Origin of the sequence: Oryzihumus sp. (assembly GCF_036391795.1) — a bacterium.
GTDB lineage: Bacteria > Actinomycetota > Actinomycetes > Actinomycetales > Dermatophilaceae > Oryzihumus.
In genome coordinates this window covers 1-14335 of record NZ_DASVZH010000018.1, presented here as the reverse complement: position 1 = coordinate 14335, position 14335 = coordinate 1, and the positions used below count along the sequence as shown (strand labels likewise).

Genomic DNA, 14335 nt, shown 5'->3' with positions numbered 1-14335 from the left:
ATCTGGGCCGCCTTCGTGGCGCCGTAGGCCTCCGCGCCCGACAGGCCCCGGTAGCCGGCCACCGACGCGACGCCGGCGATGACGCCGCGGCCGCGGGCGACCATGCCGGGGAGCACCGCGTCGATGCCGTTGCTCATGCCGACGAGGTTGACCTGGAGGTGGCGCTCGAAGGAGTCGGCGTCCCACGTGCCGGCCGGCATCTGCTGCCAGTGCCCGGCGCACAGCACCACCAGGTCAGGAGGCCCGAGCTCGGCCTCGACCCGTGCCGCGGCGGCATGGACCTGGGCCCGGTCGGTGACGTCCGCGGGCGCCACGAGCATGCGTCCCTCGGCCACGGTGGCCAGCCGGTCGGCACGCCGGGCCGAGACGGCCACCCGGGCACCGCGGGCGGCGAGCTCGCGGGCCACGGCTGCGCCGATGCCGCTGGACGCGCCGACGACCCAGGCCACCCGGCCCTCGAGGTCCACTACGGGCGGACCATCTGCAGCTGGCTCACACCGAGGTAGCCGGTGCGGAAGCCCGCCTCGCAGTAGGCCAGGTAGAACTCCCACATCGAGCGGAAGGTGTCGTCGAAGCCCAGCGTGCGGACGTGGTCCCACTCGGCGAGGAACCGGCTGCGCCACTGCTTCAGGGTCTCGGCGTAGTGCCATCCGAGCTCGCGGCGCTGGGCGACCCGCAGGCTCGTGTGCCCGGCGAGGGTCTCGTCGATCGCCTGCAGGGAGGGGATGATCCCGCCGGGGAAGATGTACTTCTGGATCCAGGAGTAGGAGCGACGCGTGGCCCGCATCCGCTCGTGCGCCATGGTGATCGACTGGATCGCGACCCTGCCGCCGGGGGCGAGGAGACGGTCGATGGTGGAGAAGTAGATCGGCCAGTACTTCTCGCCGACCGCCTCGATCATCTCGACGCTGACGATGGCGTCGAACTGGCCCTGCACCTCGCGGTAGTCCTGCAGACGCACCTCGACCCGTTCGGACATCCCGGCGGCGGCGATGCGTCCGCGGGCGAGCTCGGCCTGCTCCTCCGACAAGGTGATGGTCAGCACCTCGGCGCCGCGCTGTGCGGCACGCAGGGCCAGGGCGCCCCAGCCGGTGCCGACCTCCAGGACCCGCGTGCCCTCGCCGACCCCGGCGTAGTCGAGCATGCCGTCGATCTTGCGCAGCTGCGCGGCCTCGAGGTCGTCGCCCTCCTCGAACCATGCCGAGGAGTAGCTCATCGTCGGGTCGAGGAATGCCGCGAACAGCTCGTTGCTCAGGTCGTAGTGCCGGTGGATGTTCTCCCGGGAGCCCTCGAGGGTGTTCTCCTCGTGGTGCGGCAGCCGCTCGTCGACGACGGTGCGGAACCGCTGCAGCCACTCGGGGATGAGCTGGCTCAGCTTGGCCGCGAACGGCGCGAGCAGGTCGGCCAGGTCGGTGCCCGGGCCGGGGCGCCAGTCACCGGCCATGTAGGACTCGCCGAAGCCGATCTTGCTGTCCTTGCCGATCCGGGCGAAGAACGCCTCCGGGTTCACCAGCTCGAAGACCGGCGAGTCGGGCCCGCCACCACCGACCACCCGGCCGTCGGGGTAGCTGGCCCGGACCGGCACGAGGCCGACGGCGCGCTCGAACAGGACGCGGGCGACGCGGGCGTGGACCGGGGCGGTGGGCACGGTCTCCAGCGCGGGCCAGCGCAGGGACGTGGGTGCGATGGCGGTCATCTCAGACACCTTCCTGCGCGCGGTGGCGCGGTCGGGGAGCAACGGGCAGTCGGCGCAGCCACAGCCAGACCCCGTGCACCCGGATCAGAGCCGTGACCTGCTGGGGCATCAGGGGCCGGCGCAGGACCTGGCCCACCAGCCGGCGGGGCGTGGCCGGCCGCGGGGTGCCGCGGAACGTGGCGCCGAAGGCGACCTCGCCGTCGCGGTGGAGCACGACGGTGGTGGCCACCTGGCCGGGGGTCAGGGTGAACGTGAGCTGGTAGCGGCCGGACACGTCGTAGAACGGGGAGACGTAGAGCTCCTTGTCGGTCCACGCCGTGCCGCGACCGTCCGGGCGCAGGAGGTAGGCGTGGCGCTCGCCGTAGGTGTTGTGCACCTCGGCGACGACGCAGGCCAGGTCGCCGGAGGCGTCCAGGCACCAGTGCACCGACAGCGGGTTGAAGACGTGGCCGAGGACCCGGGCGCTGGCGAGCATGACCACCCGCCCGCCGGTCAGGTCGATGCCCTCGCCGGCGGCGAAGGCGAGGACGTTGTCCTTGATGCTGCGCCCCGGGTCGCCGAGGTGGTCGGCGGAGTGGAACGAGGCGAACGGGCGCAGCCAGCGCGGCATACGGGGCAGGTCGTCCAGGTCGACCAGCCACTGGTAGACGCCGTGCCGGAAGCCGTGGCGGACCGGGCCCTTGCGCGAGTGCGAGACGAAGCCCTCGACCAGCGCCGGCAGCGTGGGCAGTGCCGGGGTCACCAGTCGACCCCGAAGTGCCGCGCTGCGTCCACCCCCGAGCGGCAGCCGTCCTCGTGGAAGCCCCAGCCGTGGTAAGCCCCGGCGTAGACGGTGGTGTCGCTGGCGAGGCCGGCGAGCGAGCCCTGGGCCGTCACCGCCTCCGGGGTGTAGATGGGGTGCTCGTAGTCCATCACGGCCAGGATCCTCGACGGGTCGACGCGCTCGCGCGCGTTGAGCGTGACCAGGTGCTGGTCCGGGGAGGTGTGCCCCTGCAGCCGGTTCATCCAGTAGGTCACCACGGTGGAGTCGTGAAGGTCGGTGCACGAGGTCATGAGGTAGTTCCACGAGGCCCGGGCCTGGCGCGCCGCCGGCAGGATCGAGGCGTCGGTGTGCAGCACGGTCTCGTTGCGGGAGTAGCTGAACGCCTTGAGCGTGCTGACCTCGTCGTCGGTCGGGTCGGTGAGCATGGCCAGGGCCTCGTCGGCGTGGGTGGCGATGACGACCTTGTCGAACCCGTGCCGCTCGCCGGTGGTGTCGACCAGCGTCACGCCGGTGGACCAGCGGGTGATGTCGCGCACGCCGGCGCTGACACGCACCGCGGGCAGCTGCGCGCCGATCCGCTCGACGTAGGTGCGGGACCCGCCGGCGACGGTGTACCACTGCGGCGAGCCGGTGACGCTGAGCATGCCGTGGTGGTCCAGGAACCGGAACAGGTAGCGCGCGGGGTAGAGCAGCGCGGTCTCCTGACCCGAGGACCACACGCAGGACACGACGGGCACCGCGTAGTGGGTGATGAAGTACTCCGGGAAGCCCTCGCGGCGCAGGAATTCCCCGTATGTCGTGAGGTCGCCGTCGGTGCTCGTGTCCAGGAACGCGCTGGCCCGGCGGTGGAACCGCTTCACCTGGCCCAGCAGGCGCAGGAAGGTGGGGTCCACGGCGCGGCCGCGCTGGGCCAGGAGTCCCCTGAGGCCGCGGCCGCCGGCGTACTCCAGCCCGCAGCCCTCGCACCGGATGCTCATGCTCATCTCGGTGGGGCGCACCGGCACGTCCAGCTCGCTGAACAGGCGTCGCAGCAGCGGGTAGGTGCGGTCGTTGTGGACGATGAACCCCGTGTCGACGGCGTGCCGGCTGCCGTCGCTGGCGGTGACGTCGTGGGTGTGGGCGTGGCCTCCGAGGCGGTCCTGCGCCTCGAACAGCGTGACGTCGTGGGTCCGGTTGAGCAGGTAGGCCGCGGTCAGGCCCGACACGCCGGCTCCCACCACCGCCACGGAGGGGCGCGACGACGTCGGCCTCATCGCGCCCCTCCAGCTGCGTGCCAGGAGGAAGCGCGCAGCGTCCGGTGGTCTGTGGGGGTGTGTGGACGTGCCGTCACCGGGGTCCCTTCCGTTCGGCGCGCGCGGTCGGTGCCGCTCGGACGTGTACGGCAGAGGTTCGTAGGCGCACCGGTGAGCGGATTGGTGCGGCTTGTGTGGCAGCGTAGTTGACCCGACGGCGGGGGCGGCCGGTCAGCGAGTGACCAGCTCGGCCACCTCGCTGACCTCCTGGGCGGCGACCACGTCGGCGTCCGCCACCGGCGCGGCCGGGGGGACCGGCGCGGGTGTCGTGGCCGCCAGCCGGGCCCAGTCGAGGCGGCGCTCGCGCCACGTGAAGATGACGAGCTTGGCCACCTCCTCGACGACCCGGGCGAGGAAGACCCCGGCGATCCCCAGCGGGGAGTGCAGGCCCAGCAGCACCGCGAGCGGCAGCCCGACGAGGAACGCGCCGCCGGCGTCGCCGAGGATGACGCCCCGGGCATCGTCACCGCTGGGCAGCACGCCCGCGCCGATGATCATGTTGCGGACCTTGACCACCTGGAACGCGGCGTTGATGAGGATGCCGACCGCGGCGGCGGCGCGGACCTGCGGGCCGGCGTGGCCGTAGAGCGGCTGCAGCAGGAACGCGCAGCACGCGAAGAGCAGCCCGAAGCCGATGCCGGTGCGGATGCCCGCCGCCTTGATCCGGCGCACCCAGGCGAGGGCGGCGGCGGCGTCGCCCTGCCCGATGGAGCGGCCGACCAGGGCGGTCGTGGCGCTCATGAGGCCCAGGCTGCCCACGATGAAGACGCCCTCGAGCGTGGCGGCGATCTGGGCCGCGGCGAGGGCCTGGTCGCCGAGCTTCTGGAAGACGACGTTGTAGAGGAAGGTCCCGCCGGTCCAGAACAGCTCGGTCACCCCGAGCGGCAGCGCGAGGACGAGCAGGGGCCGCAGCACCGGCTGCCAGCCGCCGCGCAACGTCGGGGGCTCCCAGCGCACGACCCGGTGCACGGCATACACCTGGGCGGTGAGGATGGCGAGCTTGAGCAGGTTGGTGACCAGGGTCGCCACGCCGGCGCCGGCGACCCCGAGCTGCGGCAGCGGGCCGGCGCCCGTGACCAGGGCGTAGCCGATCGCGGCGTTGAGCACGACGGTGCCGGAGGTCGCGAGCATCGGGGCACGGGCGTGGCCGGTGGAGCGCAGCACGCCGCTGAGCAGCATGCTCAGGACGGCCGGGGCCAGGGCAAGGCCCATGAGCTGGAAGTACCCGGCGCCGGCGCGGGCGACGGTGGGCGAGGCGCCGGTCGCGCGGAGCAGGTCGTGGGAGAACAGGAGCGGGGCGAGGGAGCAGAGCGCGGCGAGCACGGCGGCGACCACCAGCGCCGTGGACACCGTGGTGTTCATGTCGTGCCGGCGGTCCGCGCCGTGGGCCCGGGCGACCAGGATGCTGACCGACGCGGCGAGGGCGCCGAGGGTGAGCACGAGGATGAAGACCAGGCTGTTGGCGAAGCCGACCGCGGCGATGGCCGTGGCACCCAGGGTGCCGACGACGACCTGGTTGACGAAGTTGAGCACCAGGTTGAGGACGAACTCCAGGCTCACCGGCACCGCGATCCGGGCGATTTCCCGGCCGGGGGTGGTCTCGGCGGCCGCGGGCGTGCGGCGGCGCAGGGCAACAGGCATGGCGAGGTCCCGGGGGCAGTGGGTGGGGAGCGGGAGGACGCCATGGTCCGACCACGGTCGGAGGGGGTGGCGGTGGGTTCAGTTTACCGGCGCAACGATGCTGGCTCGCGCGGTTTTCGCACCGGGCGCGGTGGGTGCAGCGCCGCGACCGCGGGGGCTAGGCGCGCGGCACCGGCTGCGGTGGGTGCGGACCGCGGTAGCGACCGTGACCCCGGAACCGCAGCGGGGTCTCGTCGTACTCCTCCAGGGCGTGGGCCACCCAGCCGGCCGATCGGGCGATGGCGAAGACGACCTCTCCGGCCGTGCGCGGCATGTCGGCGGTCACCGCGAGGGCGGCGAGGGCGAGGTCGACGTTGGGGTGGTCGCCCACCTCGGTGGTGAGGTCGCGCACCGCGGCGGTGACCTCCTTCGCGCGGCGCTCGTCGGCCAGCAGGGCCAGCAGCGCGCTCGCGCGCGGGTCGCCCGCCGGGTAGAGCTGGTGGCCGAAGCCGGGCACGGGCCGGTCGGTGCGCAGGTGGTCGGCGACCACTGCCGCGGCGCCGGTCTCGAGCACGTCGCGCAGGGTGCCGTGGGCCAGCGTGCTCGCCGCGCCGTGCAGCGGCCCCTCCATCGCGGACAGCCCGGTGGCCACCACGGCGTAGGGGTGGGCCCGCACCGAGGCGGCGGTGCGGGCCGCGACGGTCGAGACTGCCAGGCCGTGGTCCATCAACAGGACCAGGGCGGCGTCGAGGCAGCGCAGCAGGTGCGCGGTGGGCGGCTGGGGGGAGAGGGCGGCCCAGAGCCGGCGGGCCAGTGGGCTCCCCGCGTCCGGGGCCTCGCCCAGCCGCGGCAGGGAGTCGACCATGAGCGTCACCAGCCCGCCGGCGGTGCCGATCGCGGCCGGTCCCCGGGTGTCGTAGCGGCGGGGGTCGACCGCCCCGGCTGCGGCCACCGCGACCCGCAGCCGGCCCACGAGGTCCGCGGCGCCGGGTAGGGAGCGCACCGCGCGGGTGGCCGCCCGCAGGGGAGCCTCGGGCGCCTGGAACAGGGTGGCGTCGATCCCACCGGTCCAGAGCCACGACGCGGCGTGCTCGAACGGCAGCGCGGCGGCCAGGTCGACCGCATCGACCCCGCGGAAGTAGAGGTGGCCGTCCTCGATGAGCGTGGTGTCGGTGTCGACGACGGGGCCGCGCCAGGACGGGCTGGCGGCGGGGCGGTCCCGGCGGCCGCGGTCCCGCAGGGCGTCGACCTCGGCCCGGTCGAAGACGCTGCCCCGGCCGCCAGGGACGCGGGTGCTGGTCAGCAGGCCCCGGCTGGCGTAGGCGTAGACGGTCTCCAGCCGCACACCGAGCCGGTCGGCCACCTGTCGGGAGGTGAGCTGGTCGCGAGGGTCCGGGGTCGCCATACATTGACTGTATCAACGTTGACGACAGTTGATCGCGGGCGCACAGTGCTGCTGACCGCCGGCTCGGGGCCGGCGGCGGACGAGGCAGGAGAGCGTGATGACCGCGCTGCAGGACGATGTGGTCGAGGTCCCCCGGGGGCTCAAGGGCGTGGTGGTGACCGATACCGCCCTGGGCACCGTGCGCGGGCGCGAGGGGTTCTACCACTACCGGCAGTACTCGGCCGTCGAGCTGGCCGAGCGCCGTTCGCTCGAGGACGTCTGGCACCTCCAGCTCGAGGGGTGGCTGCCCGACGCGCACGAGCGGGCCCGGTTCGCGGCCGAGGTCGCGGCGGCTCGGCACCTGCCGCAGGACCTGTGGGAGGCGCTGCCCCTGGTCGCCGCGAGCGGCGACCCGATGACCGGGCTGCGCACCGCCCTGTCCTGGCTCGGGGCGGCCCGGCGGATGCGTCCGGTCTACGACCTCACCCCGGCCCAACGCCGGGCCGACGCCGTGACGCTCGCCGCCGCGGTGCCCACGATCCTCGCCGCGCTGCACCGGCTCGCCGCCGGTCTGGACCCGGTGCCTCCGCGGGACGACCTCGGGCACGCGGCCAACTACCTGTGGATGATCACCGGGCAGGAGCCCGAGCCCGCCGCGGCGCGGGCGGTGGAGCAGTACCTCGTGCTCACCGTCGACCACGGCTTCAACGCCTCGACGTTCACGGCCCGGGTCGTCGCCTCGACCGGCGCGGACGTCGCGGCGTGCGTGGTCGGCGCGCTCGGCGCGCTGTCCGGACCGCTGCACGGTGGGGCACCGAGCCGTGCGCTGGACACCCTGGACGCCATCGGGTCACCCGACCGGATCGACCCGTGGGTGCGTGCCGCCGTGGAGGCCGGCGACCGGATCATGGGCTTCGGCCACCCGATCTACCGCACCGAGGACCCGCGCTCGCGGATGCTCAAGGGGGTCGCCCGGGGGCTGGCGGCCGGCCGTCCGCAGGCCGAGCGCCTGGTCGGGTTCGCCGAGGAGGTCGAGCACGGGGTGCTGTCCGTCCTCGCCGAGCTCAAGCCCGGCCGCGAGCTGCACACCAACGTCGAGTTCTATGCCGGGGTGGTCATGGAGCTGTGCGGCCTGCCCAGGACGATGTTCACGCCCACGTTCGCCGTCGCGCGGGTCATCGGCTGGAGTGCCAACGTGCTCGAGCAGGCACTGGACAGCAAGATCATCCGGCCCTCCTCGCGCTACGTCGGCCCGCCGCCCCCGCAGCCGGTGCCCTCGGCCTGACCGCGGGAGCCGGCCACACGGCATACCCCCGAGGTCCGGTAGGGACCGTTGGCCTGACGGCCGCACCGGCGCCCCCGCGAGGCTGGGTCTGCCCAAGGAGGCAGCGCCCGGGCGCTGCAGCACGGAGCGGACGGAGGCCGTCATGGACGCATCACCGACGAACCTGGCTGCGGGACAGGGGGTCCCACCCCGGCGGCGGGCGTGGCGCCGGGTCTCCGCGGTGCTGGCGGTCGTGGGTGCGGCGCTCGTGGTGCCGGTCTTCTTCCTCGGCAGCGACGAGCTGCGTGGGCTGTTCTACTACCTCGGGTTCGTCGCGCTCGGACTGGCCCTGGTGGTCGCGGTGATGGGCTGGGTGTGGGGGCGCGGGCGGTCGTTCACGTTCCTGCCGTGCACCCGCTGGGGCTGGTCGGCGCTGGGGACGTTCGGGCTCGGCCTGGTCCTGACGATCGTGCCGTCGTACGTCCAGACCACCACCGTGGCCGCCGGCAACGCGGTCAACAGCGTGATCCGCCTGGGCTTCCTCGTGATGTTCCTGGCGTCGGTGTTCGGTCTCTGGTCGGTGCGCTCGCGGGCCGAGCGGTCGTTGGGGCTCGTCGCCCTGGCCCTGGCCGTCGGAGTGGTGGTGCCCTACTTCCTGCTCGCCGCGGTGATCGAGGCGCACTGACGGCTGGCAGAGTCCGTCGGCAGCGAGACGTGCCGCGGCATGGCAGCATCGCGGCATGCCCGCAGACGCGTTGACTGAACTGGCCCGCGAGGTCGATGCCCGGTGCCGGCTGACAGGGGAGTTCACCCTGCGCTCGGGGGCTGTCTCGCAGGAGTACTTCGACAAGTACCGGTTCGAGGCCGACCCTCTGCTCCTGCGGCGGGTGGCTGAGGCCATGGTCCCGCTGCTGCCGACGGATGCCCAGGTGCTCGGCGGGCTCGAGCTCGGTGGGGTGCCGATCGCCACGGTGCTCAGCTCGCTCACCGGGCTGCCGCTGGGACTGGTGCGCAAGCAGGCCAAGACCTATGGGACGTGCCAGCTCATCGAGGGCGCCGAGGTCGCGGGGCGACGCGTCGTGCTCGTCGAGGACGTGGTCAGCACCGGTGGCGCGGCCCGGGCTGCGGCGCAGGAGCTGCGGAGCCGTGGCGCGACGGTGGACCTGGTGGTCTGCGCGATCGACCGGTTCGACGGCGAGACCCACCCGTTGGCGGAGGTCGGGGTGCAGCTGCGCTCGGTGTTCACGAAGCGGCAGCTGGACACGGTCCGCTAGCCGGACCTCACCACGCGCGGGGTCAGTCAGCGCAACGGTCGGGCTCCTGGATCTTGAGGCCAGGTGCCGGGAGCCGGGTGGTGGTCCCAGGGGTGGCTACGCTGATGGGTCCGCCGAAGACTTCGGCGGCCGCGTCCTCAGCGGCGTGCGGTCGGTCCCGGGCCAGAGATGGGTGAGCATGAGCCGGGCGGCGCCGGCCTGGTCGGCGTACTGGCCGGCCAGACGTGCTGTCAGCAGGTACGGCGCATCGGCGGCCGGCACCTGGTGGACGTACGTCGCCTCCGACAGCAGCAGGTCAGCGCCCTCGGCGAGGCGCGGGATGTCCGGGCTCGGTCCGGTGTCGCCGGTGAAGGCGAACACGGCATCCTCGGTGCTGAGGCGCAGGCCGGCGTTCGGCACGAAGTGGGGCAGGAGCCAGGTGGCGGAGACGAAGGGGCCGACGTCGAACCGGTCGCCGGGCGGGAACTCGTGCAGCGTGTAGGCGCCGCCGAGCATGCCCGGCCTGTCGAGTGCGAGGACGGCGTCCAGCGCGCCGTGGGCGGCGTACACCGGCAGGGCAGGGGGCGGGTCGTCGCTCAGGGCCCTGGCCCGCAACAGGGGGTTGAGGTCGGCGCAGTGGTCAGGGTGGCCGTGGCTGATCAGCACCGCATCGATCTCGTCGGCCGCTGCGTGCTCGAGCAGGCGAGGCAGCGTGGCGTAGCCGGGATCGATGAGCAGGCGGAACCCGTCGTGCTCCAGGACGTATCCGCTGCAGGCCTGAGCCGCCGTGGGCCACGCACCGCAGCCGCCGAGAACCGTCAGTTGCATGGCACCCGACCCTAGTGACCGGGCCGTGCCGCTGGGTCGAGGTCGATCGGCGCAGTCCAGGTCGAGCCGCCCGGTGACATGGAAAAGGAGAGGGTGTCCCTCTCCATTTCCAACGTATAGCGCACCCCGGGTCTTGCGGCAAGGCCCCGGTCGTGCCTCAGAATCGCCGGCCGAGGCCAGAACCAACGGACCTGGGGGTGGCGCCATGCCTCTGCGCGAATCGGATCGACGGGGTGACAGTGGCCGCAGCGCTGCTGCAGCGATCGGAGCCGCTCACGTGAACCCCGTGCGCACCAGCGCTTTCGACCTTCCCGAACGCCTCGGCCTCAAGGCCGACCCGGCGCTGATCGCCGGCGACGAGGAGCACTTCGAGGCCATCGCGCTGAGCCTCGAGGGCACGATCGCGGACCTGTCCGGCCGGCTCGACGCGGCGCGCAGCGCGCCCGGCGGTGCGGGCCAGCGGGCGATGGACCGGGACATGGAGATCCACCGGCTGACCGCCCGCCTGCGGACCCTCCGTCGCTTCGGGCTGGACCTGTGCCTGGGCCGCATGGTCGGCGCCGACGACTCCGAGCCCGTGTACGTCGGGCGGCTGGGCCTCAAGGACAGCGCGGGGCGCCGGCTGCTGATCGACTGGCGCTCGCCCGCGGCTGAGCCGTTCTTCGGTGCGACCTACGCCAACCCGATGGGCCTGGCGAGCCGCCGTCGGTATCGCTGGACCCGGGGTCGGGTCAGCGACTACTGGGACGAGGTGTTCGGTGTGGACGGGCAGACGCAGCCCGCCGCGCTCGACGACGACTCCGCCTTCATCGCCAGCCTGGGTGGCTCCCGGTCGGCCCGGATGCGAGACGTGCTCGGCACCATCGCGGCCGACCAGGACGCCATCATCCGGGCCGGCTCCCGCGCGGCCCTGGTCGTCGACGGTGGTCCGGGCACGGGCAAGACGGTGGTGGCACTGCACCGGACGGCATACCTGCTCTATTCCGACCCGCGCCTCGGGCACCGGCGCGGCGGCGTGCTGTTCGTCGGCCCGCACGAGCCCTACCTCGCCTACGTCTCCGACGTGCTGCCCAGCCTGGGCGAGGAGGGCGTGCAGACCTGCACGCTGCGCGACCTCGTCCCGGAGGGAGCGGGCGCGCTCCCCGAGCGCGACCCGGAGGTGGCGCGGCTGAAGGCGACCGCGGCGATGGTCGCGGCGGTCGAGCCGGCCGTTCGGCTCTACGAGGAGCCGCCCACCGAGGGGATGGAGGTCGAGACCCCTTGGGCCGACGTCTGGCTGAGCGCCTCCGACTGGGCCGAGGCGTTCGACGCCCCCGAGCCCGGCACCCCGCACAACGAGGCGCGCGAGCAGGTCCGGGACGAGCTGGTCTCGATCCTCGCCGACAAGCTCGACGTCGAGGAGGCCTCGCCCGAGCAGGTCCGCCGGTCGCTGGAGCAGAACCGTGAGCTGCGGACCGCGCTGAACCGTGCCTGGCCGATGCTGGAGGCGACTGACCTCGTGGGTGACCTGTGGTCGGTGCCCGCCTACCTGCGCCGATGCGCGCCCTGGCTCGGCCCCGACGAGGTGCGGACGCTGCAGCGGGCGGACCCCCACGCCTGGACGCTGTCCGACCTGCCGCTGCTGGACGCGGCACGGCAGCGGCTGGGGGACCCGTCGGCGTCGCTGCGGAGGCAACGCCGCGAGGCGGTCCTCGCCGCGGAGCACGAGGAGATGAGCCGGGTCATCGACCACCTCATCGCCACGGACGACTCGGACATGCACGTCATGTCGATGCTGCGCCACCCGGACCTGCGGCTGAATCTCGTCGACGAGGATGCCGTGCCCCGCGCCGACCCCGACCGGCTCGCCGGACCGTTCGCGCACGTCGTCGTGGACGAGGCGCAGGAGCTGACCGACGCGGAGTGGCAGATGCTGCTGGTGCGCTGCCCTTCGCGCAGCTTCACCATCGTCGGTGACCGCGCGCAGGCCCGCCATGGGTTCACGGAGACGTGGCAGGGACGCCTCGGGCGGATCGGGCTCGACCACGTCAACCTCGCGTCGCTGACCATCAACTACCGGACGCCCCAAGAAGTGATGGCGGAGGCCGAGCCGGTCATCCGGGCCGCGCTCCCGGACGCCAACGTGCCGACCTCCATCCGAGAGAGCGGCCTCCCGGTCTCGCACGGGTCCGTCTCGGAGCGGGACGGGATCCTCGACGCCTGGCGCGCCGCGCACGGTGAGGGTGTGGCGTGCGTCGTCGGCGACCCAACGTTCCAGGAGACGCCCCGTGTCCGGTCGCTGACCCCGGAGCTGGTCAAGGGGCTCGAGTTCGACCTGGTTGTCCTCGTCGACCCTGAGGCGTTCGGCATCGGCATCGAAGGAGCGGTCGACCGCTACGTGGCGATGACCCGGGCGACCCAGCAGCTGGTCATCCTCACGAGCTCCTGACGCGTGTGTCGGAACTCCCGTCACGGTGTGGCCGTCTCAATCCAGGACGCACCGCCCCGGGAGGCTCTGATGCAGTTGAGGACAGCTTCGGTGCTGGCCGTCGTGGTCGCCTTGTCGGGTTGCGGCACGACGGTGGCGATCAACTCGAGCCCCCCAGCTCATCAGACAGGACACCCTGACGGTCTGGTGGATGCCGTCCCGTTCGCGCTCTACACGCACTGCGGCGTCCACGAGCTGGCGTTCCGCGGGAACTACTACGTGCGTGCAGGTGGACCGTTGGACGACGGTCAGGGCAACCCACCCGCGGGGTGGGACAACCCCTACCAGCGTGGAGCCCTGACCATCTACACCGCGCGCGCGGTGTTCACTGACATGAGGGGCCATCGCGAGACTTTCACCCTGCGGCGCGGGGCCACGGCGTTCGAGACCGTCTGCTCCTAGCTCATCAATGTCTGACTGTTGGTCCGCAGGGGCTGCGTTGACGGTGAGCGTCCTTGAGGGCTCAGTTGCGTTTCAGGGGCGACACTGCGCTGGGGGAAAGCCCTCGGAGATCCTTGGTCCGAGGGGGGCGAGGTTGGTTCCGCGATGTGACAGACAGACGGCTCGGCCGTTCGGTCGTGGGCGCGTTGGTCTCGGGGGACGTGTGCGGCTTGACCTGCTTCCCGTACTGGGGGCTGTCGCGCTCGTGCTGTCCCTCGCGGCGGCTGTGGGGTGCGGCGCGGGTGGCAACAGCAACGGCGCGCGGCCCTGGACCGTGTGTGGCCAGGTCGTCTGGTCGTCGGCCTCGGGGCCGGTCGTGCAAGACGTCACGGCGACCAAGGTTGTGACCGTGAGCGCGCTGTCCAGTGGTTTCGACGTCTTCCTTCGACTCACCGGCGACTGTGCCCACGGAGCGGACGTGACCATCAGCCCGTCCGGATCCGCCACCGATGACGGCCAGGCGCGAGCCAGGGACAGTCGCCTGACCGCCGTGGCATTGCACCCGAAGCGAGGGGTCAGCTCGATCGACGTGGCCATCAAGCGGCAGAGCGGGTTCAACACCCTCGTGCGCATCAGGCTGACGCCCTAGGGCGGCCGACGTCCTGTGCGGCGACGCTCGCCATGCCGAGCTGTGCGCTTGGGCCGGCAACACCTGAGGGATGCGTCGTCACGAGTCAGCGCCTGCGGGTGTCGCGCCGATCGGAACCTGTCGGCCGGAGCTGGCGTCGATCAGGCGGCGTGTGCCCAGCGGCCTCGTCAGTCGCACCTTCACCAGATCGCTGCAGGCCGCCGCAACCTGGCCATCAGGCACGGTGGCGGCGAGCTCGATGCGGACCGCGCTGGCAGACTCGGCCACCCGCACCCCGTAGGGCTGGCTGTGACACGAGTCGGCGACCACTGTCAGTCCCGCCGGATCGCCTGGCATGACCAGGGCTCTGTGGAAGCTCACGGGAGTGGTCACCCATCCCGTGCAACCGGCCACCGCCGCGCCCATCAGCACGGCGCCGACCCCACGCCTCATCCCCCCGCCACCAGTCGATGTCACGTCGTTCCGATGCCCCCGTGCCGGTGGGGGTTCCCGCGCCGGGCCGTTGCCGCCCTCCATGCGGTTCCGGCAACGGACCCCGCCCTCGGGCAGGTTCGAATGGAAACGCCCGTCCTGAGGAGTCTTACCCGGTCTCAGGCTTCGGCCGAAGCCATTGTCTCGAAACGGTTTTCGCGCTCTTGAGGTTGCGGCGGTGAAGCCACCGGTATGCGCGTGTCAGTGGTGCTGGACGATCTGGATTGGGTTGCCGTCGGGGTCTTCGACCCAAGCGATCAGAAGGCG

General features: G+C 72.7%; 14 protein-coding genes. 6 read left to right on the top strand and 8 right to left on the bottom strand.

Translation table 11 applies throughout. The annotated features are described in order from the left end of the window. From VF825_RS00740 to VF825_RS00715, 6 genes are all read right to left on the bottom strand, one after another. Positions 1–467 (bottom strand): SDR family NAD(P)-dependent oxidoreductase (locus VF825_RS00740; protein ID WP_331109082.1); only part of this gene is annotated, 467 nt, incomplete at its 3' end. After that, positions 467–1696: a cyclopropane-fatty-acyl-phospholipid synthase family protein gene (locus VF825_RS00735; RefSeq protein WP_331109079.1), complete on the bottom strand. Its 1230-nt coding sequence runs from the start codon at positions 1694–1696 to the stop codon at positions 467–469. The genes VF825_RS00735 and VF825_RS00740, both read right to left, overlap by 1 nt. Position 1697: 1 nt before the next feature. Then, positions 1698–2438: a DUF1365 domain-containing protein gene (locus VF825_RS00730; protein WP_331109077.1), complete on the bottom strand. Its 741-nt coding sequence runs from the start codon at positions 2436–2438 to the stop codon at positions 1698–1700. Beyond that, positions 2435–3712, bottom strand: coding sequence for an NAD(P)/FAD-dependent oxidoreductase (locus VF825_RS00725; protein WP_331109075.1), 1278 nt, complete (start codon positions 3710–3712; stop codon positions 2435–2437). Before VF825_RS00725 ends, VF825_RS00730 begins: the two co-directional genes overlap by 4 nt. Before the next feature lie 210 nt (positions 3713–3922). Continuing rightward, entirely contained in the window at positions 3923–5392 is a 1470-nt protein-coding gene (locus VF825_RS00720) for an MATE family efflux transporter (protein ID WP_331109073.1), read from the bottom strand. A 157-nt stretch (positions 5393–5549) separates the two neighbouring features. Next, the gene (locus tag VF825_RS00715; protein WP_331109071.1) at positions 5550–6776 is read right to left on the bottom strand and encodes a citrate synthase; all 1227 of its coding nucleotides are present in this window, start codon (positions 6774–6776) and stop codon (positions 5550–5552) included. A gap of 97 nt (positions 6777–6873) precedes the next feature. Between VF825_RS00715 and VF825_RS00710 the strand changes: the two genes are divergently transcribed. The 3 genes from VF825_RS00710 to pyrE all read left to right on the top strand — a co-directional run bounded on the left by VF825_RS00710 (position 6874) and on the right by pyrE (position 9293). After that, positions 6874–8040 carry a citrate synthase/methylcitrate synthase gene (locus tag VF825_RS00710; RefSeq protein WP_331109069.1) on the top strand — a complete coding sequence of 389 codons (1167 nt, stop codon included), beginning with the start codon at positions 6874–6876 and terminating at the stop codon, positions 8038–8040. Between the two features lie 142 nt (positions 8041–8182). Then, complete coding sequence (locus tag VF825_RS00705) at positions 8183–8704, top strand: hypothetical protein (RefSeq protein WP_331109067.1); 522 nt, start codon at positions 8183–8185, stop codon at positions 8702–8704. 55 nt (positions 8705–8759) lie between these two features. After that, the gene (gene pyrE / locus VF825_RS00700) at positions 8760–9293 is read left to right on the top strand and encodes an orotate phosphoribosyltransferase (RefSeq protein ID WP_331109065.1); all 534 of its coding nucleotides are present in this window, start codon (positions 8760–8762) and stop codon (positions 9291–9293) included. Positions 9294–9389: 96 nt separating this feature from the next. Here the strand turns inward: pyrE and VF825_RS00695 are convergent, their stop codons facing one another. Further along, positions 9390–10100 (bottom strand): MBL fold metallo-hydrolase, encoded by a 711-nt coding sequence (locus tag VF825_RS00695; RefSeq protein WP_331109063.1) that lies wholly within the window; start codon positions 10098–10100, stop codon positions 9390–9392. 277 nt (positions 10101–10377) lie between these two features. Between VF825_RS00695 and helR the strand changes: the two genes are divergently transcribed. The 3 genes from helR to VF825_RS00680 all read left to right on the top strand — a co-directional run bounded on the left by helR (position 10378) and on the right by VF825_RS00680 (position 13597). Beyond that, positions 10378–12528, top strand: coding sequence for an RNA polymerase recycling motor ATPase HelR (helR, locus tag VF825_RS00690; protein ID WP_331109061.1), 2151 nt, complete (start codon positions 10378–10380; stop codon positions 12526–12528). A 186-nt stretch (positions 12529–12714) separates the two neighbouring features. After that, positions 12715–12969 carry a hypothetical protein gene (locus VF825_RS00685; RefSeq protein ID WP_331109059.1) on the top strand — a complete coding sequence of 85 codons (255 nt, stop codon included), beginning with the start codon at positions 12715–12717 and terminating at the stop codon, positions 12967–12969. A gap of 388 nt (positions 12970–13357) precedes the next feature. Continuing rightward, the gene (locus VF825_RS00680; protein ID WP_331109057.1) at positions 13358–13597 is read left to right on the top strand and encodes a hypothetical protein; all 240 of its coding nucleotides are present in this window, start codon (positions 13358–13360) and stop codon (positions 13595–13597) included. Between the two features lie 78 nt (positions 13598–13675). Here the strand turns inward: VF825_RS00680 and VF825_RS00675 are convergent, their stop codons facing one another. Next, the gene (locus VF825_RS00675; protein ID WP_331109055.1) at positions 13676–14008 is read right to left on the bottom strand and encodes a hypothetical protein; all 333 of its coding nucleotides are present in this window, start codon (positions 14006–14008) and stop codon (positions 13676–13678) included. Between the last annotated feature and the right edge of the window lie 327 nt (positions 14009–14335).

What these genes read in the sequence shown, in the direction of transcription:
- VF825_RS00735 (WP_331109079.1), bottom strand. Translation starts at nt 1,696, where the DNA reads ATGACCGCCATCGCACCCACGTCCCTGCGCTGGCCCGCGCTGGAGACC.
- VF825_RS00725 (WP_331109075.1), bottom strand. Translation starts at nt 3,712, where the DNA reads ATGAGGCCGACGTCGTCGCGCCCCTCCGTGGCGGTGGTGGGAGCCGGC.
- VF825_RS00720 (WP_331109073.1), bottom strand. Translation starts at nt 5,392, where the DNA reads ATGCCTGTTGCCCTGCGCCGCCGCACGCCCGCGGCCGCCGAGACCACC.
- VF825_RS00715 (WP_331109071.1), bottom strand. Translation starts at nt 6,776, where the DNA reads ATGGCGACCCCGGACCCTCGCGACCAGCTCACCTCCCGACAGGTGGCC.
- VF825_RS00710 (WP_331109069.1), top strand. Translation starts at nt 6,874, where the DNA reads ATGACCGCGCTGCAGGACGATGTGGTCGAGGTCCCCCGGGGGCTCAAG.
- VF825_RS00705 (WP_331109067.1), top strand. Translation starts at nt 8,183, where the DNA reads ATGGACGCATCACCGACGAACCTGGCTGCGGGACAGGGGGTCCCACCC.
- pyrE (WP_331109065.1), top strand. Translation starts at nt 8,760, where the DNA reads ATGCCCGCAGACGCGTTGACTGAACTGGCCCGCGAGGTCGATGCCCGG.
- VF825_RS00695 (WP_331109063.1), bottom strand. Translation starts at nt 10,100, where the DNA reads ATGCAACTGACGGTTCTCGGCGGCTGCGGTGCGTGGCCCACGGCGGCT.